This is a genomic window from Streptomyces sp. NPDC002276, from assembly GCF_053891435.1.
The window spans coordinates 211,146-231,370 of record NZ_JBSFCQ010000017.1 but is presented as its reverse complement, the minus strand read 5'-3'; the positions used below and the strand labels follow the sequence as shown (position 1 = coordinate 231,370).

Here is a 20,225-nt window from a genome sequence, read left to right as displayed (position 1 = left end):
GTGTCGCGGCGCCCTGCCCACGGCCAGGTGCACCTAGCGCCCCGCGCGGTACAGGTCCTCGGCCGTCCGGCAGCCGGACCGACCGGTGCCGACCACCAGGACGCCGCCCCCGGACAGTTGGGCCACGTTGCGGCAGCACGAGGAGTGGACCTGTTCGACGCCGACGAGTAGCCGCTCGGTCATCCGCGGAGCGGGGGGTGTGATCGTCACCTGGAACGGCCCCGTCGTGTCGCTGGGCATCAAGGTGATCCCAACACTGGCGGCCGGGAACCGCCTGGTGGTCAAGCCCTCGGAGTTCACCCCCTTCGCCCCGTACCGCCGGTGACCTCGACGCGGTGGCGAGCCGCGCCGTACGCGACAGCATCGGGGTGCTGGCCGGACAGGGCTGTGTGGTGCCGCGACCTACCGCATGGGCGACCCGTTCGACCCCGACGTCAAGGTGGGGCCCCTCATCAACGCCGCCGCGGTCGAGCGGGTCTGCGGGATGCTCGACCGCGCCAGACGGGACAAGGCCGGGCGGATCACCATCGGCGGCAACCGAGCCGGCGGTGACCTCGCCGACAAGAACTTCGTCGAGCCCACGATCATCGCCGACGCGGACCCGAACCACGAGATCGCCCAGACGGAGGTCTTCGGCCCCGTACTGCTGGTGTTCAAGTTCTCGACCGAGGACGAGGCGATCACCCTCGCCAACAACACGCCGTACGGCCTCAGCGGCTACGGCAAGGAGGGCGGCCGAGCGGGCATCGACGAGTTCCTGCGCTACAAGACCGTGTCGATCATCCCGCCGGAGCGACAGCAAGCGGTGCAGCTGGCTACACCCCGGATCCGGGAGAGCGCGCCCTCGTGGCGGCAAGCGAGCGGCGGGATCGTAGTCGGCAGAGATCGAAAACGTCCCCGCGTCCCCCACTCCGAAGGAAAACCCCGTGAAGCCGCTGCTCACCACCGCCAAGTCGCTCGTCGCCGATCTACTGCTCTGGTCGCTCTTCGTCGGCGGCCTCGTCGCGAGCACCGCCTCCGGCACCGTCCTCGACGGCACCCAGAAGAACGTGGCCACCTACACCGGAATCGCCATCTCACTGCTCGCGGGATCACGCATCGCGAAGAAGCCGAAGATCAAGGCATTCCTGTCGAAGTCCTCCACCCTGTGGTTCCTGTTCCTCTTCAACGGCGGCGTGGCCACAGCCTGCTACCTGACCATGGACGGCGTGAAGGGCATCGCGACCGCGACCGGAATGGGCCTGGTCTCACTCGGCGCCGCAGGCGGCCTTCTGTCGAACCTTCTGTCGAACCGCCGCAAGCCGGCCACAGCCCGCCACGCGGCATAGCCGGGACAGGCCGCAGACTGCTGAGCGCAAATCGAAAGCGCCCTGATCACCATACGCATGGCAGCTCTACGTCGATGACAGTCGGGCCCCCAACGGGGCTGGTCATATGGAGCGTCCCGTCCAACGCGGCAACCCGGCGCCGCATCCCGAGCAGCCCCGAGCCCTGCGACTCGTCGGCACCGCCGCAACCCTCGTCCCACACCCGCACGGTCAACCCCCGCCGGGTACGGGCCAGTGCGATTCCGGCACGATCCACGCCACTGTATTTGGTGACGTTGGTGAGTGACTCGGCAACTACGAAGTAGGCCGCCGCCTCGACGGCCGCGGGCGCCCGGGGGCCCTCCTCAAGGCCGCCCTCCTCCACGGTTACAGCAAGGCCGCTGCTCGCGGCGAGCGCCCGTACGGCGCCGACCAGACCTCGGTCGGTGAGGATCGGCGGATGGATGCCGCGCACCACGTGCCGTAGCTCGGTCAGTGCCTGCTCGGCCTGGGCTTGGGCGTCGTCCAGCAGTTTGTGAGTGGCGGCGGGGGCACTGTCGTAGGCCCGCTTGGCGAGCCCGATCCGCATCGACAGGGCCACCAAGTTTGCTTGGGCGCCATCGTGCAGGTCCCGCTCGATGCGGCGCAGCTCGGCCTCGTGCGCGGAGATCGCGTCGGCGCGAGTCAGCTTCAGTTCCTGCACCCGGGCGACCAGTTGAGCCTTCGGGGAGGGCATGAGCAGGATGGTCGACCAGCGGGCCTCCAAATCCGCCAGCCGCACGATCAGCGGCAGGACGACCGGTGTGCGGCGCAGCAGCCCGGCCCACACGCCGTCCACGACCAGGCCCAAGGGCCACAGCGGCAGTGCGAAGCCGAGCAGCGCACCGTAGAACCAGTAGGAGACCATCCAGCGCAGATCGGTGTGCGTGCCGGGATCCCGGACGGCTTTGATCCACCGCTCACGCATCGTCCCGGTCAAGGGCTGGTACGCCTCGGGAATCTTCACTCCCGTCCACGCGGTGGTCAGTTTCCGCTTGGCCCCGGCGATCCGTCGGATCACCAGCACGGTCTCGGGCAGCAGCCATGCGCAGACGACCGTGACCGTGCCGATCACGGCGATCTCCAGCACGGTGATGAAGAGCCACATCCCGAACGCCATCGCCGCGGCCAGGAAGAGATGAACCGTGGCCCGAGCCGCGTACCGAACTGTTTTCCACATAGGTCAGTACCACGAGATTCTGCTCCGGCCGGGTGAAACCTTGATTTCCGCTTGCGGGTTCGACTCGTACGTAGAGTCGTCCGCCGCAGCCGCAAGAGTCCTCGCAGCCGATGAGGTGTCTTGCTCTCCCAGGCTCTTCATGCCATTCGCCTACTGTGTGAAGGGTGGGTCGGTCGAACTCCAAGGAGACAGAACCGAACCCGTTGGCGGCCAGGCTCTCGTGGCACGGTATTTGCGTCATCGTTCTTCCGACGCGATCTCCCTACTGCAACCGCCGTATTGGCACGGAGCGCGTACTGCTCATGTATCCGCTGGAGGAGGAAATCATCAGTCAGCTCGCATTCCCGCACGGCCCTGCACCCAGCTGACCGCTTGCCCGGCGCGACGCTGCCGGATCGGCAGGGCCGGATTCGTTGGGCCGCAGCGGGACGCGGGGGGTGAGCCGAGGGCAGGAGGTTGTCGAGATCGGTCCAAAGGGCTCTGCGGCACAGGCCCCCCGCAACTCGGCGGAGGGGCCATTCCGAAGTCCCCGCCCTTTCCTCTCCATGGCCATCTATTCGCTCTGCGGGGCCAGGACTTCCAACACCCGCCACGGCTCTTCGGCCGGCACAGTGCCGTCCCGCACCATCCGGTCGACAACGGCCCGTACAACGGCCGCCGTCGCCACCGGCACGACCCTCGCACCGAACACTGTCTCCAGCGGCGCCCTCCCGGCCCGGGTCGCTTCCCCAGAACCCGCGTCGAACCAACCTTTGACCAACTCGCCTACGTGCCGCTCGAACACCGTGAGGATCACGCCGAGCGCCGTAACACTGTTACCGATCTTGTACGCGGCCCGCGAGGTCTCCAGCGCATCAAGCACCGGTTCGTACCGCTCCGGCCCAGCCACCCACCGCTGATCCGCCGCCGCCGTCGACCGGGCCGCGTCGAACGCGGCCTCCGCCCGCTCCAGTTCGGCGGGCAGGAACATGAACTGCACGCTGGCGAAGTCGAGGTTCGCCTCACCGAGGGAGGAGACGTCCACCTTCTCCAGCAGGTCCAGGGTCTTGTCACCCAGTCCCGTGTACTGCCGCCACTCCACCGACTCCAGCCCGTCGTACAGCTCCCTGAGGATCGCCGGATCGTCCTGGCCGGCGATCGCGTTGTGCAAGAGCTGGAGCGCGATCTGCCGCTGGCGGGGCAGCGGCTCGTCGATCTGCATCCACCAGATCTGCGCCAGGCCAGCTTGGATGGCGGCGAGCGTGCGGTGGTTGCCGGACAGTACGACCAACCGCCCGGACTCAATGTCGTTCCACACCAGCGGTGTTGACGTCAGGCAGCCGTCGCGCTCGACGTTCGCGACGGCTGCCGGAACTGCTCATGCGGCAGGAACCGCGCGTTGATGTCGAGGAGCGTCAACGTGCGCGGATCGCCCTGCACCATCTGCGGCGGGGCGAGCCGGTTGGTGTCCTCCACTTCGCCCATATCTCAAAGGCTTCGGCCAGCGTAGCGGCGGGAGCCGGAGCGGGAGCGCGGGCGGTTCCGGCCCACCTCATCTGCAAGGTCCCGCCCGGGGGTCCGTCCGGTTCAGGCGGGTGTCAGAGCGAGCACCGTGTTGTGGCCCCCGAAGCCGAGGGAGTGGCTGAGGGCGAGTCCGAGGCGTTGGTGACGGAGACCTCCCGCGACGACATCGATGCCGGCGGTGGTGTCGTCGGGGGCTTCGAAGTTGGCGGTGGGCGGGATGGTGCCGCGGGCGATGGTCAGCACGGTGAGAGCCGCTTCGACGGCGCCGGCGGCGCCCATGGTATGCCCGAGGGCTCCCTTGGCCGAGGTGACCGGCGGGTGCCGGGCGGCGAACAGGTCGCGGATGACCGCGGCTTCGGCCCTGTCGTTGAGCGGGGTGCTCGTGCCGTGGGCGTTGATGTGGTCGACGTCGTCGGCGTGCGCCCCGGCATCGGCGAGAGCGACCGCGATCGCCGCGCGCAACCCGGCCCCCTCGGGGTGCGGTGCGGTGGGGTGGTGGGCGTCGCTGGTGCTGCCGTGACCGGCCAGGAGGGCCAGGATTCCGGCACCCCGCGCCTCGGCGTGCCGTCTGCGTTCGAGGACAAGGAGGGCGCTTCCCTCGCCGAGGACGAACCCGTCGCGCTCCTTGTCGAACGGCCGTGAGGCCCGGCCGGGTTCGTGTTCGCGCCGCGAGAGCGCGCCCATCTTGGCGAAGGCGGCGGCGCACAGCGGCGTGGCCATCGCGTCGGTCCCGCCCGCGACGGCGATGTCGCAGGCCCCGGCCCGCAGGAGCAACAGGGCGGTGATGAGGGCCGTGGCCCCGGAGGCGCAGGCCGTCGAGGTCTGCAAGGAGGGGCCCCGGACACCGAGTTCGAGGGCGAGGTGGCCCGCGGCCATGTTCGGAAGGAAGGCGGGCAGGGTCATGGGGGACACGGTGGCGTGCCCGGTGGTGAGCAGCTTGCGGTGCTGGGTCTCCAGGGTGTCGATGCCGCCCGCCGCGGTGCCGACGACCACGGCGACCCGCGCGGGGTCCCACTCCCTCCCGGCGAGTCCCGCCGAGGTGAGGGCCTCCTCGGCCGCGAGCAGGAGGAAGCGGGTGCTCCGGTCGTGGCGCCAGAGTGTGCCCGGGCGTTGCTCGTGCGGTGGTACGCGGCAGGACAGGGTCACGGGCAGGCCGTGCAGGTCGGGGTCGGTGCGCGCCGCGGAACGTCCGGCGCACACCGCTTCCCAGGTCGCCTCGGTACCGATCCCGCCCGGCGTGACCAGACCGATGCCGGTGACGGCGATCTCCTCCGGGCGCGTCCCGCCGCTCACGCGCATCAGGCCGCTCCGCGGTCGGAGTCCCCGAGCAGCTCGGCCACCGCGCGGGTCACGTCGGCGACGGTGAGATCGCCGGAGGCCGTGGAGTCGTCGAGGGGCACCTGCCACTCCTCCTGGAGGGTGACGTACAGCTCCACCACGGCCAGTGAGTCCAGCTCCAGTTCATCGAGGGTGGCGGCTTCGCGAATCCGGTCGGCGGGGACTTCGAACTTGTCGCTGAGAATGGTCACGAGGCGGGCGTGGATGTCGGCGTGGTCGAGGTCCATGGGTGACTCCTTGAGAGGTCGGCGGTGCGCGGCGGTGCGGTGTCCGGCCCGGCGGGCGGCGCCTGCGAACAAGGCGCGGTGTCCGGCCAGTTGAGGGCGACGGAGGCCCAGGTGAGGCCGCCGCCGAAGGCCGTGAGCAGGGCCCGCTCGCCGGGCCGGACGGCCGCGTGCACGGTGCTGTCGGCCATGACGAGGGGGATGGACGCGGCCGCGGTGTTGCCGGTGTGTTGGATGGTGCCGAACCGGCGGTCCGCGGCGATGCCCAGGCGTTCGGCGACGGCGTCGAGGATGCGCTGGTTGGCCTGGTGGCCGATGAACGCCCCGAGGGTGTCGGGCGGCCATCCGGTCCGCTCCAGGACGGTCCGGGAGGACTCGGTCATACGGCGCACGGCGTGGGCGTAGACCGTGCGTCCCCGCATGTGGAAGTAGTGCGCGTCGGGTCCGGGCGGAGGCAGTCCGCGGGGGTGGCGGGAGCCGCCGCCGGGAACGGTGATGAGGTCGCTGCCGCTGCCGTCGGCCCCGAGGTCGGTGGCGAGGACCGCGCCGGGGGCGTCGCGGTCACCTGGTCGGAGCAGGACCGCGGCGGCGCCGTCGCCGAAGATCGGCGCTGTCGCCCGGTCCCGCGGGTCGACGATCGTCGTGTAGGTGTCGGCGCCGATCACCAGCGGGGTCGAGCAGGTTCCGGCACGGACCAGGGCGGTCGCGGTGACGAGCGCGTACAGGAATCCCGAGCAGACCGCGGCGAGGTCGAACGCGGGGATCGTGCCGAGGCCCAGCCGGTGGGCGACGGCGGGAGCGGTCGCGGGGCAGGGGTGGTCGGGGGTGCTCGTGGCCAGGAGGAGCAGGTCGGGCCGGTGGTCCCCGGCGGAGTCGAGGGCCGCGCGACCGGCGCCGACGGCGAGGTCGCCGGTGCTCGTGCCCCGCTCGGCGTGGCGGCGGCGGGCGATGCCGGTCCTGGTACGGATCCAGGTGTCGTCGGTGTGCAGCGCGCCGCGCGCGATGACCATGGCGTTGTCGACGACGTGTTCCGGAAGACAGGCGCCGATTCCCGTGATGACGGCGGTGGCGTTGCTCTCGGCGGCGGACATCACGCACGGCCCCTTATGCGGCGAACGGTGAGGGCGGCTTGGGATATCCGGCCAGGCCCCCGTCGGGCACCGCCAGTCCGCCGTCGACGACCAGGGCGTGCCCGGTCACGAACGACGAGGCGGGTGCGGCGAGGAAGAGCGTGGCGCCCACCACCTCGTCGGCGGTGGCCCAGCGGCCGAGCGGGACATGGCTGGTGAGCCAGTCGGACAGGGGCTCGGTGCCGACGGCGAAGGCGGTCATGTCGGTGCGGGTCCAGCCGGGGCACAGGGCGTTGACCCGGATGCCCTGGCGTGCCCAGCCGACGGCGAGCGAGCGGGTCAGGGACAGCTGGGCGGCCTTGGTGGCGGCGTACGCCTCCATCATGGGGGTGCCGACGAGTCCGGCGACGGACGACATCAGGATGAGACTGGCCCGCCCGGAGTCGGCCAGGTGCGGGTGGGCGGCGCGGCACAGGGCCGCGGTGGCGTTGAGGTTGACGGTGACGACGGTGTCCCAGTCCTCCTGCCGGGCGTGTTGTAGGGGCACCAGGACCGGTGCCCCGTCGTCGGTGGTGGGAAGCGTGCCGGCGTTGTGGACGACCACGTCGAGACCGCCCAGCGCGGCGGCGGCCCGGTCGACGAGGTCGGCGGCGGCACCGGGTTCCGCGAGGTCCGCGTCGAGGGCGACGGCCTTGCGGCCGCGGTCCTGGACCGACCGCACGGTGTCGTCGAGGGCGGCCGGGGTGCGGGCCGACAGCGCCAGGTCGCAGCCGGCGTCGGCCAGCCCCAGGGCGACGGCTTTGCCGATGCCCCGCGAGGCACCGGTCACCAGGGCGCGGGCGCCGTCAAGGCGGAAGAGGTCAACAGCGTTCATCGGGCGGGTCCTTCTGTCTCGTGGAGTTCGGGTGGAGCGGTCCGGGTGGGCGCGGTGGGGGCCGGTGCGCCGGTCCAGGTGAGCAGTCCGCTGCCCCAGGTCATGCCGGCACCGAACACGGCGAGCAGCACCCGGTCGCCGGCCCGCAGTCCGTTCCGCGCGGCGGCGGCGAGGGCGTACGGCGTGCTGGCGGCGCCGATGTTGCCCACTTCGTCCCCGACGACGACCAACCGGCCGTCGGGGATGCCCAGTTCGGCTCCGATACGGCGGAGCAGCACGGGGTTGGGCTGGTGGGCGACGACTCGGTCGATGTCGTGGAGCGTGAGGCCGGCGCGGTCGAGGGTGTCGGTGATCAGGCCCGGGAAGACCTCGGTGATGAAACGGCTGATGGTCCGGCCGTCCATGCGGATGCGGTGGTCGCCCCGCGCGACCGTGGCCGCGTCGGCGGGCAGACGGCTGCCGCCGGCCGGGATGAGCACCCGGTCGGCGAGGGTGCCGTCGGAGCCGAAGGAGAAGTGGGCGAAGCCCTGCGGGGCGGCCACCGGGGCGAGGATCGAGGCGGCGGCTCCGTCGGCGAACAGCACCGCGGTGCCCCGGTCGGCGGGGTCGAGGAACTTCGAGTACGCCTCGACGCCCACGACCGCCGCGTACCGGATCTCCGGGGAGGCGAGCAGCCAGTCGTGCGCCACCTTCGCCGCGAAGAGCCATCCGGAACAGGCCGCTCCGACATCGAGGGCGACGGCCCCGGTGGCGCCCAGCACGGCCTGGATCCGGCAGGCGGTCGACGGGCCCAGTTCGTCGGGCGTGGAGGTCGCGCAGACCAGCAGCCCGATGTCGGACACGTGGATCCCGGCGGTGTCGGCCGCGGCACGCACCGCACGGGCGGCCAGGTCGGAGGCGGCTTCGTCGGCGGCGGCGACACGGCGTTCCCGTACGCCGGTGCGTTCACTGATCCACTCGGCGGTCACCCCGGCGTCGCGGGCCACGTCGGCGTTGGAACGCACCTGGGCCGGCAGGTACGTGCCCATGCCGAGGACGCCGATACGGCGGCCGGTGGCGTCCGTCATGCCGTGCCTCCGAGCGTCCACGTCAGCCTGGCGTCCGTCGCCGCGTTGACGTCCGGTGCGGCAAGCGGGGCGGCGGCGATGTCGTCGGGAAAGGCGAACGTCTCGGTCAGCAGCGGGAGTTGGGGCAGGAGCGCGTCGCACAGCCGGTCGGCGGCCGCGGTGAGGGCGTCGACGTCCGTGGGCCGCAGCGTGCCGCGGGCGAGCAGTGCTCCCGCCGAGCGGCGGGCCGTGGTGACGCCGTGCAGTGCGGCCAGGGGCGCGAGGGCCCGGGTGAGTTCGGGGTCCGTCGTCCGCGCGAGGGTGTGTGCCACGTCGTCGGCCATGAGCCGGGTCGCGTGCGACTCGCCGAGCAGGCCGGCGTCCTCCAGGAGGGGGTTCCAGAGGTCGAAGGGGTCGGCCGTCTCCCGGGCGCGGAGGTCGTGCCGCTCTCGCAGGTGCTCGGTCAGCAGGTGCTCGTGGCGCCGGGCGAGCGCCGGCCACCACAGCGGCGAGTCGGGGGACGGGTCGTCGGGCGCTGGAGGTAGCGGGGCCGGGACGTACTGTTCGACCAGCGTGCGACCGATGTCGTACAGGATGAGCTGGCTGTCTCCGCCCGCGGTGTCGAAGGCGTGGTGGAAGCCGTGGTATCCGGCGAGGCCGTTGGCGTCCAGATGACCGGAGAAGCCGCAGCGGCGCTGGCAGTCGGCGGCGACACGGGCCGCCGTACGCACGGCGAGGGCCTTGTAGGCGGCCAGGGGGGCGCTGACGGCGGCCCAGGGCGTGAACCCCAGGGCGGTGTCCGCCTGTTGGGTGTCGCCGGCCGTGAGGGAGTCGGCCCACAGGGCGCTCGCCCGGTGCGCGGCGCAGGTCAGGGCGAAAGCGTCGGCGAGGGCGCCCAGCACGGCACGCTGCTGGCTGCGGTAGCCGAGCAGCGGGGCGCCGGGGGCGAGTCGTCCCTGAGTACGGCGCTGCCGTGCGTAGTTGACGGCCTGCACGGCGGACTGGCGGCAGGTCGCGGCGGCCACCGCGGGCATCGTCGCCCACAGCCCCTGGCCCACCCGCAGGGTGCGCTGAAGCCGCAGGTCGAGGGAGTCGGCCGGATCGTGGAAGGTGCCGTCACCGCCGATGCGGGCGCCGTCGCCGAGCCAGTGGGCGAAGGGCAGGCGGACGTGGTGGAAGCGGATGTGGACGTAGTCCAGGGGCAGGGCGCCCAGTTCGAGGCCCGAGGACATCTCGACGCCGGGCAGGGGCCCGTGCTCGTCGGTGATGTCGGCCACGAACGCGAAGACGCCCCTGTCGACGCCCCCGGCGTACAGCCGCGCGAGGACCACGCCGGTCTGCGGGACGGTGCGTGATCCGGCGCTGCAGAACTTGGCGGCGCCCGGGTCGGGGGTGTGCAGGACGAACTCGCTGCTCGCCGCGTCGAATTCGGCGCGGGTGGCCGTGGCGAGGTGGCTGTTCGCCTGGCCCACCTCGGTGATCAGGTAGACGCCCTTGGCGCGTCCGGACTCCAGTGCCGCCATGCGGGCTTCCAAGGCGGCCGGTTCGCCGGAGAGTTGGGCCATGGATCCGAGGCAGAGCAGGTAGTGGACCAGCGCCGTCAGGCACAGGGCGGGATCCGCCACGGCCGTCCAGGCGTGCAGCGCGGCCAGTTGGGCCGGGTCCTCGAAGAGGCGGCGGGCGGGCGGCAGTTCCTCGCCGAGCGCCCGCAGCCGACGCAGCAGGCGCTCGCCGCGGACGCCGTCCGTCCCCGGGCCGTCGGCCAGCGCCTTGTGGAGGGCGGAGAGGAAGGAGGGGTCGCAGGGGCCGTCGACGAACTGCCGTAACGCTTCACGGGCGGCCACGGGAGGAGGTGCGGAGGGCATCGGGAGACTCCAGGGCGATCGGCGGGGAAGGTCATCGGGAAGGAGAACGGGGTTCGGCGAGCGGAGCGCGTACGAGCGTGGGGTGCCGGGCCAGGACCGCGCGGGCGCTGGACGCCAGGGCGCTGCCGGTGCCGGCCTCGAAGACGACGTCCGGTTCGCACAGCGCCGCCTGGCGCAGCACGTCGGGCACCCTGGCGGGCCGGACCAGGCAGTCGGCCAGCCGCCGGGGAAGGTCGTCGGCGGCGGTGTAGGCACGGCCGGCCACGGCCGAGTGGACGGGAAAGCGCGCCTCGGCGCGGGGGTAGGCGCGCACGGCCGCGGCGAACTCCTCCGACTCGGCCCGGAGCGCGGGGTGGTGGGAGGTGAACGGCAGGCGGAGACGGTGGGCGGTCACCTCCGTCCGGGCTGCCGTCGCCTCGACGCGGGCGAGTTCGGCGACGGGCCCGGCGACCACCACGGACCGGTCGTCGTTGACCACGGCCACCACCACGTCCCGGGTGCCCGCACCGTCGATCAGATCCCGTGCGGTCCGTTCCGGACAGGACAGGAGGGTCAGTCCCCCGGGACAGGAGGAAAGGACGCGAGCGAGGTCGTGCGCGGCCCGGGCACCGTCGCCCAGGGTGAGAACACCGGCGGCGGTGAGCGCCGCGATCTCCCCGAAGCTCACCCCGACGACGGCCAACGGCGCCCCGTGGGTACGGCACAGCGCCTGATGCACCGTCATGGACGCCCCGAACAGGGCGAGTTGTGCGGATCCCACGGCCTCGTCGGCCAGCTCGCGAGCGCTCGGCGGTGTCGGTCCCAGCAACCAGGGCCCCAGCGGCCGCAGTTCACGCTCCCCCGCGACGCCGTCGATCACCCCGAAGACCTGCTCGGCGGCCGTGCGCATCGACGGGTCGGCCCGTACGGCGCGCACCAGGGCGCCGACGGAGAAGTCACCCTGCCCGGGAAAGAGATGCACTGTTCTCCACCGGCCGGACGCGTGATCGGGGATCCGCGATGCGCTCGCGTCCGTCTCCATCCTGTCCTCTTCCATCCTTCGCTCCAGGTAAGAGTCACGGCATGAGGGGCGCACGACCGCGGTGGATGCGCCGATCTTGCGCACTGCACACCGCCGCGAGCGCGCTCCAGACTGAGCCTGCTCGCACGAAAGCGCTTCCATCGCAGGTGCGGGCGACCAGGACGTTGAACCTGAGCGGACGTTGAACGTCCGCATCGCATCCACCGGTTGTCACGAAGGCGAGGGACGGGCCGTGCGATCTGCCAGCACACCGAACCAGGACTTACGAAGCCTCCTGGGCCAGGCGGGATGGAGCGGCGCCCGGCTGGCCCGGGAGGTGAACGCGCTCGGCGCCGAGCAGGGAACGGCGCTGCACTACGACCGCACATCGGTGGCCCACTGGCTGGCCGGCAGCCGGCCCCGGCCGCCCGTCCCCGCTCTCGTCGCCGAGGCCCTCTCACGCCATCTGGGCAGGCCCGTCCGGCCGCAGGACACTGGGCTGACCGCACGCGGACAGGACCCGGACGACCTGCCCGGCGCCCCGCCCGGCGAAGGGAGCGGAGTGGACCGCCTCGATCACCTGCTGCGCCTCACCGACCGACGGACCGCCGCCCTGCTGGGCGCCTATTCACTCGGGGCGCTGGCAGCGCCCCACTGGCCCTCCTCCCCGGTCCGGGGACCTGTCGCCCCCCGGAGCGGAACAAGGCCGGCCATCGGCATGGCGCACGTCGAGTCGGCGCGCGAGCTGCTCGATGTTCTCGCCCGCGGCGACGCCGTCTTCGGGGCCGGCCGGATACGGCAGCCGCTGCGCCGGTACCTGGCCACGGCGGTGCTGCCCTGGCTCAAGACGGACGTCAAACCCGCCGTCCGCAGGGAGTTGTTCAGCGTGGCCGCCCGGCTCACCTACCTGTGCGCGTTCGCCCACTTCGACACCAACCATCAGGCCGCGGCCCAGCACTTCTACCTCACGAGCGCCGAACTCGCCCGCGAGGCAGGAGACCGCGTCGGCTACGCCCTGGCCCTGCGCGGCCTGAGCGTCCAGGCCCACGCGCTCGAACACCATGCCGCCGCCCACCGCCTCGCCGAACAGGCCGTACGGGTCGGCATCCGGCACGCTCCCCAGCACCAACAGGCTTTCCTTCTGGGCCAGTTGGCGGTCACCGGGGCGGCCCTGGGCGACCGCGGCCATGTCCGCCATCTCGTGCGGGCCGAGAAGTGCCTGGACAGCGCGGCGGGCGGTACCACCTCACCGGTCGGCTCCTTCCATCCGGGCTCGCTCGCACTCCAGCACGCGGCGGCGGCCCGCAGCCAGGGCCGCCACCAGGCCGCCGTGGAGGCACTCGGCCGCGCCCTGCGCCACCGCCCCGCCGACGAACGACGCTCCCACGCCGTCTGCCTCGCCGAACTGGCGGAGACCCAGCTGACGATCGGCCACCTCGACCAGGCGTGCCACACCTGGCACACGTTCCTGGACCTCTATCCCCACATCTCCAGTGCCCGCGCCGACGACCGGCTCCGGGCCCTGACCGCGCGGCTGCGCCCACACACCGTCAACCAGTCCGCCGCGCTCCTGATCGCCCGGGCGCGCGAGACGCGGAGGAAGCAAAAGGCGGCCGGGGTCTCCCGTGGCGATCACTGATCCATTGGGGTGGTGCTCACCGGCAAGAGCGGCACCGGGGCCGACCAGCCGTCTTGGATGACGCTGTCGCGTGTCCCCAACCTCCCCTTCAGGAACGATGAACCGAAGCGTGCTCTCCGAAGTGTTCCGCGCAACCGCACCACTCCTCGCCCCGGGAACACTGGAAGTGGCCACATCGTGGACGCACCCGGTGCGCGGCCCGATCGACTGCCCCGCCCACCACCTTCTGACGGCACACGCACGACGAGCCGGATACGAAGCCCACTCCCAGGTCCTGTGCCAACCCGTCACTCACGCCGACGGTGCGACGCGGACGACCGTCTTCGCCGTCTCCTACGAGAATCCGGACGGCGGCCACAGCGGACTGGCCATTTCCGTCGACGGTTCGGACACCGCCACGGCCGCATTCGCCCGCGAACAGATCGCGTCCTGGTCCACCGCACTCCGCACCCGCCGGATGCTGTACGTACGCCTCGACGCGCCGCAGGAGCGCTCGGACACCGGGGGTCGAACGGAGACGCCGGTGCCAAGGCAACAGCCGGGCCGCTCCCCCGCCCCATGGAGGGACTGCGGATGTCCCGGCACGACCGCGTGCGCGGCGGCGGAGTACGCCACCCGCTCACTGCGCCGCTTCCTGGACCGGGGTGACGACGTGCTCGTCGTCGGCGTACCGAACACCCACGGCTCCCGGACGTGGCGGGACGGAATCCTCCATGCGCGGGGGCGCCCCGTCGCGACGCTCGACCAGGCCGAATCCCTCACGGTCCCGGATCCGGACCGCCTGGCCTATGTCGTCGCCCCTGGCACCGTCGTGACCGAGGCGGCACGCGTGCTCAACGTGCTGCGCCGACGTTTCCCCCGTCTGAAGGGCCAGCACCCGCGCGAGTGGTGCTACACGATGGACGACCTGAACACCGCCGTCGGCTCGGTACTGGCCCAGTCCGACGTTCTTCTCGTGACCGGCCGCGGAGACAGCCCCGTCGTCAGGACCGCACTGCCCCAGGCGGCCCGCATGGAAGTACGGGTCCGCCATCTTCCGGCCCTCGACCACCTGCGCCCGCAGGACGCCGACGCCGCCACGATCGCCGTACTGGACGCTTCCGCCGACGGACGAGTCCACCGACAGGTGACACAGGCTCTCGACGGCCTCGGACCGGCAAGCCACGTCAGCCGACAGGTGCGCACCACCACGCCGGGGCCCTTCACGTTATGCGCCGGACCGACCGAACCCACCTTGGCGGAAGGCCGCGACTGACCCGCCCACATCAACGAGCACGAGCCCGGAACAGCCGAAAGACCATCCGCGCAGGTCCTCGACGCGAATCCCTCCAGCGTGTCGCGGCCGTCTCCACCGACCACGTGAACGCCTACGCCGACGCGGTCGTCAACGCGGCGGCGACGCCGTCGCGCGAAAGCCCCACCCGAACAGACCCCTCCACCAACTCAGGGCGGTCGACAAGCCCGTCACGGGCTCACAGGTGGAGTCGGCCGGCGAGCATCGCCATGGCGAGTTCGACGCGTGAGCCGTGGCCCGTGCGTGAGAACAGTCGCGACAATCGGCCCTCGACGCTCTTCTCGCTGGCTCGGAGGATCCTCGCGATCTGCTTGTTCGTCAGCCCCTCGGAGACGAGTACGGCGAGCAGCCGTTCGTTCTCCTCCGCGGTGGCCTGCCGACCCGGTACCGCCACTCCGCGCGAGCGCATGAGAAGGCGCAGCCAGAACCGGGGCATCAGTGCGTCGAATTCGCCGAGCAGGTCGTAGGTGTCCCGCAGCATCACCGGATCGCCCATGCCGGAGCGGATGAGTTGGTACAGGACGGCGCTCTCTTCCAGAGGCTGCTGTCGCTGCTGGGCCAGTTGCCTCGCGGCCCGCCCCGCGCCGTGGTCGGTGTGTACGGCCGCGTGCAGGACGAGCCGGATCATCTCGGCCCGCTCGGTACCCAGACTGTGGGCGACTCCCGTTGCCTTCGCCAGGCATTCCTTCAGGACCTCGGGGCGTCCGGCGTGCATCGCGGCGTCGGCCACCCGCAGCCACAACAGGTCGGTCCCCGCCACCACGCCGTCGCACTCGGCGCGGTGCACGGCCGTACGCAGCAGGTGCTCCGCCCGTTCGACCTCTGTGCAGACCAGTTCGCACAGGGCCTGGGCGGAGGTGAGCAGATGCGGCAGCATCGGCTGTCTGGTGCGGGCCAGTGCGAGAAGTTCGCCGGCGCGGGTGAACCGGCCGCCGTAGACGAGCAGGACCGCCGCGTGGTGGTACATCTCGCTCTGGACTGCGTCGCAGGTGTGCACGCCGGTGATGGCGCTCCGGCGTGCCAGGTCCATGGCTTCCCGAGGACGCCCCCGGTGGAGGGCGATGAGCATCCGGCTGGGCAGGCCCAGCTGCCGCCGGTTCCTCCCGGTGTCGGAGAGCAGTTGTTCGGCCCGGCGGATCTCGCCCAGCGTCAGCAGTTCGCCGACCCGGCAGTGCACCTCGGCGGCGGTCGCCTCGTCGGCGCGGTGACGGGCGGGCAGGGTGGCGATGCTCCGCTCCACCCCCTCGGTGTTGCCCAGCCACAACTCGGCCGTCGCGGTGAGGAATTCGGCCTTCCACTCGACCAGTCCGCTCATGTCACTCCGCCGGACCGCGCCCAGCAGGTCGCGGACCTCGTGCCAACGGCCGAGCAGCAGCAGGGCGCAGCCGCGCGTGACGGCTCGTTCCAGAGGCCCCTCCGGGCCGGGGTGCTGGAGCCAGCCGTCAGCCGCGATCTTTTCCAGGGTGGTGATTTCGCCCGCCCGGTACAGAGCGGTCAGGTGGGCGAAGCAGACGTCGAGGAGTTGGTCCGGACGCAGGTGGTCGCGGTGGGTCCGCTGCACGAGCCGCAGGGAGTTCAGTCCCTCCTCGGGTCTGCCCTGCGCCAGGCAGATCTTCGCGTGCTCCAGCAGAAGGCGGAGCCGCTCCACCGGGTCCGAGGCCAGATCGGCGACCGCCCGCAGCCACCGGGCGCCGCGATGGTCGTCGTACGCGTTGTCACCGTTGTCGTGCGCCAACCGCATGGTGGCGGCCATCAGTTCGGTTCTCGCCCGCTCCGGGTCCACCAGATTTCCCGCTGCCGCGAGTTGTTCGGGGAGGTAGGAAGGATCGGCGCAGTGCGCGGTGCCCTGCCACAGCGCGGATACGGCGATCCGGGCCAGGTTCCGCCGCTCGTAGGGGCCGAGCGAGGCCGCGACCGCGGCCCCGGCCAGCGGCAGCCGGTACTCCCAGACGGAATCCGACCGGCGGTAGCGCAGGACGCCTGCCTCCGCCAGCCGCACGAGCAGGCCACGGGCCTCCTGCCCGGTGACGTCGACGGCCTCGGCCGTCAGCCGTGGCACAGCCTCGCCCAACGGGCCGAGGACGGCCACCGCTTTGGCGACCTCCCAGACCGGCCCGTCCGTGTCACGGATGGGCAGTACCAGTTCGTCGATGGCGAACGGGAGCACGCAGGTGTCGCCACCGACGAGGTAGGCATGCCGATCGACCACCCGGACAATTCCCCGGTCCTGGGCGGTTCGCAGCACCGCGCGAGCCGCGGCGGGCCAGCCCCGGGTGAGGCGCCACAGCCAGGAGACCAGCGTCGGTTCCGCGCGGGCCTCGATCTCGGCGGCGATCATGTCACCGAGTCCGCGGCGCGAGAGGGGCCGCAGGTTCACGTGGTGCACCAGCCCTTGCTGCCGCAGTCGGCCGAGCACCGTGGCGAACGCGGTCCGGGACGCCCGGGACAGGGGAAGCGTGACGGTACCCACACATCTCGTGTTCGTCCCGTCCAACTGCCGGATCAAGCCTTCCAGCGAGAGCAGTTCATCCGGGGAGAGATGCTGGAGATGTTCGAGTATGAGTACCTGTCCACGCTTTCCGTCTCCGGCCGCGTAACCGAGCAGGTGGTCGGAAAGCTGAAATTTAGGTGAAGGATCGGAAAAGCTAATGCGCACTGTCTCCGGGGCGGCGGCGAGGGCCTCTGTCCCGTACACCCTGTCGTGCGCCGACAATTCACCGAGAACGGATCCCAGTTCCATACCGGAGGGGCTGCTCAGCACGACAAGCCGCGGGGAGCCGGGCGCGCGGATCGCTTCGAGCGTATCGACGGCGACACGCGCGTAAGGCGGGACGCTGTGCGCTGTATGCATGGATCCTCGCAGGGTGGCAGGGCTCAACCAGATGTTAACCGGCCGCGTCTGTCCAGCGAGGAGAATCGATACGAGGGTGAGGAAGGCGGGAGCGGTGGCACCGAGAGGGGGTCGGACCGTGTCAGGCAGGGAGACCGAGCTGTCGGCCGTCCACGAGGCATACGGGCGTCCGCTGCTCTTCATCGTCCGTGGACAGGCCGGCATGGGGAAAACGACCCTGTTGCGGGAAATCCACCGAACCTGGCGCAGGCGCGGACCGGGAATCGTACGGATTAGATGTAGTGCCGCCATTCCGAGATGGGACCTGTTCGGCGCCCGTGCGGTGGTGAAAGCGTTCAGCGATTCCTTTGCCGACATCGGGAATTCCTCGCTTCCCGACGCGATGGCCGCGGTGAACCGGCTCTGCCTGCCGGAAAGCTACGGCTCGCCCCGCGCGCGATCCGCTCTCTTCGCCGAACTGGTAGGACTTTTCGCGCATCTCACCGAGGACGCTCCCGGCGTCGTACTCATCGACGACCTGCATACCGCCCCCGACCCCGCGCTGGTCGCGGCCGCCGCCCACCGCGTCGGCTGCACGGTCGTGGCGACATACCGCGAGGACGGCTGGGCCACCGGGCCGACCGGCTCGGCCTCGCCACGTACGTTCGCGGACCGGATCATCGACCTCGGCCCACTGCCGGACGACCAGATCGACGACCTCCTGACGGCCGCCGCCCGGGAGCCACTGGACCAGGCCGTGGCACCCGCGCTGCGCGCCGCCCTGGGACCACTGGCCGGAAACCCGGGCACCGTGCTGGACACCTTCGAGGCACTGCGGCGCGAGGGCCATCTCGTGCGGTTCCAGGGCCACTTGTGTCTGCGCGAACCCGCTACCGGGCCGGCACTGCCCGACGACCACGCCCTGGTGCGGCGGGTCGCGGAGTGCGGCGCCACCGGCAGGCAACTGCTCGCGATCACTGCCCTGTCCGGCCGCTTCGCGATGGACGACCTGCCGGACTTCGCGGTGGCCACCGGCCGCGCTCTCTCAACATGCGGCCACACCGTGGACCGCCTCGTCGCTGTCGGGGCCCTCGTCTGCGACGACCACGGGGTACTGCGCGTCCCCTGCCCCGCGCTGGTTCCCGCCGTACTGCCCGGCCCGACCCGTGACGAGGCGGCCGAGGTGCACCGCGCCCTTGCCGAACACCACCTGCGCGGCGACGGCACAGCGGCACCGGACCCGGCGACGACGTCCGACCACATCGTGCTCGCCGGCTCCGCGCTGCCGCCCATGCCCTCCGTCGTGCCGCTTCTGGAGCGCGAGGCCGTCCTGTCGCTCGGGACCTTTCCTGTCCGGGCCGCACGCCGATACCGGGCCGCCCTGCGCCACTGCGAACCCGGTGACACCGCGTACTCCCGCATCCTGGCCGCCCTGTTGCCGCTGCTGGTGCGGACGGGCGACTACGAGGGCCTCGCCGAGGCCGTGGCCGAAGCAGTGCGCGCGGATGGTGGTCCTCGGCAGGCGGAACTCGCGGCGTACGCGGCGTACGCGGCGGTCCACACCGGGCGACCGGTGCCGATGCCCGTACGAGATGTCCTGGCCACCGATCAGGGAACCCGTGCCGCCCTGGAGTTCGCCGACAGCTGGTTCACCGGCCGGGAGCCGCTCCGGACGAGCCAGGTCCACTCCGCCTTCGCCTGTCTCCGCCCCGACGGAGTCGACACGCACTCCACCGACGTCACCGACAACGACCGCTTCGACCCGGTGGCACTCTTCGGGCAGGTGCTCGGGACGGCGGCCTACGGCGAACCGGTCACCGGCCCGCTCGCGGCCTACGCCCGGATCGTGCGGGACTACCGGGACGGAAACTGGGCCGGCATCCCGTCCGGGGCCCGGGCACTCGAACTGGCAGGGCCGCCCTGCACCCCTGTCCACCACGCCGTCCGCCTGATCGCCGCCGAGGTGCATTCGACGATGGGCGACTACGAGGGCAGCGCCGCGTGGTTGGAGTCGGCGGGGCACGACTGTCCTTTCCCCGCGCTGCTGGCCTGGGCTTCCATGGGACTGGCCTACCGGACCGGGGAGTGGGAGCGAGCCCGGAAACTCGGCTGGAGCTACTGCGACGAGCCGACGGAACACATCGGCGGGGGGAGCGCGGTGGGCGTCGGCCGACTGCTCATCCGACTCGCGTTCACCGAGTGGGGAGAGGGCGGTCGCCGGGAACTGCTGCCCCGCCTGTGTACCGAGGCGCAACGGTGGTACTCCCGGCTGGGCGGTACGGAGCTGAAGGCCGCCGCACTCATCACCCGCGCCTTCGCCGAGCGCGACACCGACAGCGCGATCGAGGCGGTGGACGTCCTGCGCGAGCACGGCGGCCGGAGCGAACTGCTGCGGGCGTGCATGACCGTCGCGTTCCTGGCCGACGACCCGCGCCCGTGGCATCAGGAAGCCCACGACATCGCGCGAGGTCTCGGCGACAGCCTCCATCGAACCCCGATGACGGAAGCGATGGGGGCGTCCGGCCGCCTGGATCCGGCGACCTGCGACGACAGCACCCGTGATGGCCCCGCAGCCCTGTCCGGCCTCGAAGCGCCCATCGCCGCCCTGGTCGGGCGCGGTCTGACCAACCGGCAGATCGCGAAGGAACTCCAGGTGAGTGAGAAGACCGTCGAGAACAACCTCACTCAGGTGTTCGCCAAGACGGGATGCCACTCACGGCTGGATCTGGCCCTGGCCGTGATGGAGGGTCGGCTCACCTCGTTCCTCCCGCGTTCGTGAGGGATTCCCCCCGGGAAGTGGCCGTGCCCTCCGACCAGGAGGTCCAGTCCACCAGGATGTCTCACAGAGGCGCCCTATCCGCCTCACAGCTTCCAGCACAACCGCACGGAGGTAAGACCCCCACACGCACAGCACAGCACGGCGCGACTCCGAAGCGGGCGCCCGTGAAGACTGGAACGGCCCGCGCAGCAGTTCGCTCCTGACGACGACTGCTCCTGCGCCCCCGTGAACCCCCAC

Annotated in this window: 17 protein-coding genes and 1 pseudogene; 6 read left to right on the top strand and 12 right to left on the bottom strand. The window is 71.6% G+C overall.

What is annotated here, in order from left to right:
• Positions 1–33: 33 nt before the first annotated feature.
• Positions 34–183 (bottom strand): hypothetical protein, encoded by a 150-nt coding sequence (locus ACWIHT_RS35710; RefSeq protein ID WP_456172489.1) that lies wholly within the window; start codon positions 181–183, stop codon positions 34–36.
• Here ACWIHT_RS35710 and ACWIHT_RS35705 point away from each other — a divergent pair.
• The 3 genes and pseudogenes from ACWIHT_RS35705 (at position 128) to ACWIHT_RS35695 (ending at position 1,328) form a co-directional block, all read left to right on the top strand.
• On the top strand, positions 128–325 hold the full coding sequence (locus ACWIHT_RS35705; protein WP_456172485.1) for an aldehyde dehydrogenase family protein: 198 nt from the start codon (positions 128–130) through the stop codon (positions 323–325). The two genes, ACWIHT_RS35710 and ACWIHT_RS35705, sit on opposite strands and share 56 nt — an antisense overlap.
• Before the next feature lie 84 nt (positions 326–409).
• Positions 410–709 (top strand): annotated as a pseudogene (locus ACWIHT_RS35700) (aldehyde dehydrogenase family protein); the annotation flags it as partial.
• A gap of 217 nt (positions 710–926) precedes the next feature.
• Positions 927–1,328 carry a hypothetical protein gene (locus ACWIHT_RS35695; protein ID WP_456172467.1) on the top strand — a complete coding sequence of 134 codons (402 nt, stop codon included), beginning with the start codon at positions 927–929 and terminating at the stop codon, positions 1,326–1,328.
• Between the two features lie 46 nt (positions 1,329–1,374).
• Here ACWIHT_RS35695 and ACWIHT_RS35690 read toward each other — a convergent pair whose 3' ends face one another.
• From ACWIHT_RS35690 to ACWIHT_RS35645, 10 genes are all read right to left on the bottom strand, one after another.
• On the bottom strand, positions 1,375–2,526 hold the full coding sequence (locus tag ACWIHT_RS35690) for a sensor histidine kinase (RefSeq protein WP_456172466.1): 1,152 nt from the start codon (positions 2,524–2,526) through the stop codon (positions 1,375–1,377).
• Between the two features lie 553 nt (positions 2,527–3,079).
• Positions 3,080–3,823: a ParB N-terminal domain-containing protein gene (locus ACWIHT_RS35685; RefSeq protein ID WP_456172465.1), complete on the bottom strand. Its 744-nt coding sequence runs from the start codon at positions 3,821–3,823 to the stop codon at positions 3,080–3,082.
• 14 nt (positions 3,824–3,837) lie between these two features.
• A complete protein-coding gene (locus ACWIHT_RS35680; RefSeq protein ID WP_456172464.1) occupies positions 3,838–3,990 on the bottom strand; it encodes a hypothetical protein in 153 nt (50 codons plus the stop codon).
• Positions 3,991–4,092: 102 nt separating this feature from the next.
• Positions 4,093–5,328 carry a beta-ketoacyl-[acyl-carrier-protein] synthase family protein gene (locus ACWIHT_RS35675; protein ID WP_456172463.1) on the bottom strand — a complete coding sequence of 412 codons (1,236 nt, stop codon included), beginning with the start codon at positions 5,326–5,328 and terminating at the stop codon, positions 4,093–4,095.
• Positions 5,328–5,594 (bottom strand): acyl carrier protein, encoded by a 267-nt coding sequence (locus tag ACWIHT_RS35670; protein WP_456172462.1) that lies wholly within the window; start codon positions 5,592–5,594, stop codon positions 5,328–5,330. Before ACWIHT_RS35670 ends, ACWIHT_RS35675 begins: the two co-directional genes overlap by 1 nt.
• Complete coding sequence (locus tag ACWIHT_RS35665) at positions 5,555–6,682, bottom strand: beta-ketoacyl-ACP synthase III (protein WP_456172461.1); 1,128 nt, start codon at positions 6,680–6,682, stop codon at positions 5,555–5,557. The genes ACWIHT_RS35670 and ACWIHT_RS35665 overlap by 40 nt, the downstream gene beginning before the upstream one ends.
• A gap of 13 nt (positions 6,683–6,695) precedes the next feature.
• Positions 6,696–7,535, bottom strand: coding sequence for an SDR family NAD(P)-dependent oxidoreductase (locus ACWIHT_RS35660; RefSeq protein WP_456172460.1), 840 nt, complete (start codon positions 7,533–7,535; stop codon positions 6,696–6,698).
• A complete protein-coding gene (locus tag ACWIHT_RS35655; protein ID WP_456172459.1) occupies positions 7,532–8,602 on the bottom strand; it encodes a 3-oxoacyl-ACP synthase III family protein in 1,071 nt (356 codons plus the stop codon). Before ACWIHT_RS35655 ends, ACWIHT_RS35660 begins: the two co-directional genes overlap by 4 nt.
• Complete coding sequence (locus tag ACWIHT_RS35650) at positions 8,599–10,446, bottom strand: acyl-CoA dehydrogenase family protein (RefSeq protein WP_456172458.1); 1,848 nt, start codon at positions 10,444–10,446, stop codon at positions 8,599–8,601. The genes ACWIHT_RS35655 and ACWIHT_RS35650 overlap by 4 nt, the downstream gene beginning before the upstream one ends.
• Before the next feature lie 31 nt (positions 10,447–10,477).
• Complete coding sequence (locus tag ACWIHT_RS35645; protein ID WP_456172457.1) at positions 10,478–11,482, bottom strand: acyltransferase domain-containing protein; 1,005 nt, start codon at positions 11,480–11,482, stop codon at positions 10,478–10,480.
• Between the two features lie 217 nt (positions 11,483–11,699).
• On the opposite strand from ACWIHT_RS35645, the gene ACWIHT_RS35640 reads away from it, so the two are divergent.
• Together ACWIHT_RS35640 and ACWIHT_RS35635 are read left to right on the top strand one after the other, a co-directional pair.
• Positions 11,700–13,085, top strand: a complete 1,386-nt coding sequence (locus tag ACWIHT_RS35640) for a tetratricopeptide repeat protein (RefSeq protein ID WP_456172456.1) — start codon at positions 11,700–11,702, stop codon at positions 13,083–13,085.
• Positions 13,086–13,251: 166 nt separating this feature from the next.
• The gene (locus ACWIHT_RS35635; protein WP_456172455.1) at positions 13,252–14,340 is read left to right on the top strand and encodes a 4-hydroxy-3-methylbut-2-enyl diphosphate reductase; all 1,089 of its coding nucleotides are present in this window, start codon (positions 13,252–13,254) and stop codon (positions 14,338–14,340) included.
• 217 nt (positions 14,341–14,557) lie between these two features.
• Here ACWIHT_RS35635 and ACWIHT_RS35630 read toward each other — a convergent pair whose 3' ends face one another.
• Complete coding sequence (locus tag ACWIHT_RS35630; protein ID WP_456172454.1) at positions 14,558–16,849, bottom strand: LuxR C-terminal-related transcriptional regulator; 2,292 nt, start codon at positions 16,847–16,849, stop codon at positions 14,558–14,560.
• A 379-nt stretch (positions 16,850–17,228) separates the two neighbouring features.
• Between ACWIHT_RS35630 and ACWIHT_RS35625 the strand changes: the two genes are divergently transcribed.
• Positions 17,229–19,988: an AAA family ATPase gene (locus tag ACWIHT_RS35625; RefSeq protein WP_456172453.1), complete on the top strand. Its 2,760-nt coding sequence runs from the start codon at positions 17,229–17,231 to the stop codon at positions 19,986–19,988.
• Positions 19,989–20,225 lie beyond the last annotated feature (237 nt).

Excerpts from the sequence above, each read along its gene's own strand:
- ACWIHT_RS35680 (WP_456172464.1), bottom strand. The coding sequence starts at position 3,990 with ATGGGCGAAGTGGAGGACACCAACCGGCTCGCCCCGCCGCAGATGGTG.
- ACWIHT_RS35645 (WP_456172457.1), bottom strand. The coding sequence starts at position 11,482 with ATGGAAGAGGACAGGATGGAGACGGACGCGAGCGCATCGCGGATCCCC.
- ACWIHT_RS35650 (WP_456172458.1), bottom strand. The coding sequence starts at position 10,446 with ATGCCCTCCGCACCTCCTCCCGTGGCCGCCCGTGAAGCGTTACGGCAG.
- ACWIHT_RS35660 (WP_456172460.1), bottom strand. The coding sequence starts at position 7,535 with ATGAACGCTGTTGACCTCTTCCGCCTTGACGGCGCCCGCGCCCTGGTG.
- ACWIHT_RS35690 (WP_456172466.1), bottom strand. The coding sequence starts at position 2,526 with ATGTGGAAAACAGTTCGGTACGCGGCTCGGGCCACGGTTCATCTCTTC.
- ACWIHT_RS35710 (WP_456172489.1), bottom strand. The coding sequence starts at position 183 with ATGACCGAGCGGCTACTCGTCGGCGTCGAACAGGTCCACTCCTCGTGC.
- ACWIHT_RS35670 (WP_456172462.1), bottom strand. The coding sequence starts at position 5,594 with ATGGACCTCGACCACGCCGACATCCACGCCCGCCTCGTGACCATTCTC.
- ACWIHT_RS35655 (WP_456172459.1), bottom strand. The coding sequence starts at position 8,602 with ATGACGGACGCCACCGGCCGCCGTATCGGCGTCCTCGGCATGGGCACG.
- ACWIHT_RS35675 (WP_456172463.1), bottom strand. The coding sequence starts at position 5,328 with ATGCGCGTGAGCGGCGGGACGCGCCCGGAGGAGATCGCCGTCACCGGC.
- ACWIHT_RS35625 (WP_456172453.1), top strand. The coding sequence starts at position 17,229 with ATGGATCCTCGCAGGGTGGCAGGGCTCAACCAGATGTTAACCGGCCGC.
- ACWIHT_RS35665 (WP_456172461.1), bottom strand. The coding sequence starts at position 6,682 with ATGTCCGCCGCCGAGAGCAACGCCACCGCCGTCATCACGGGAATCGGC.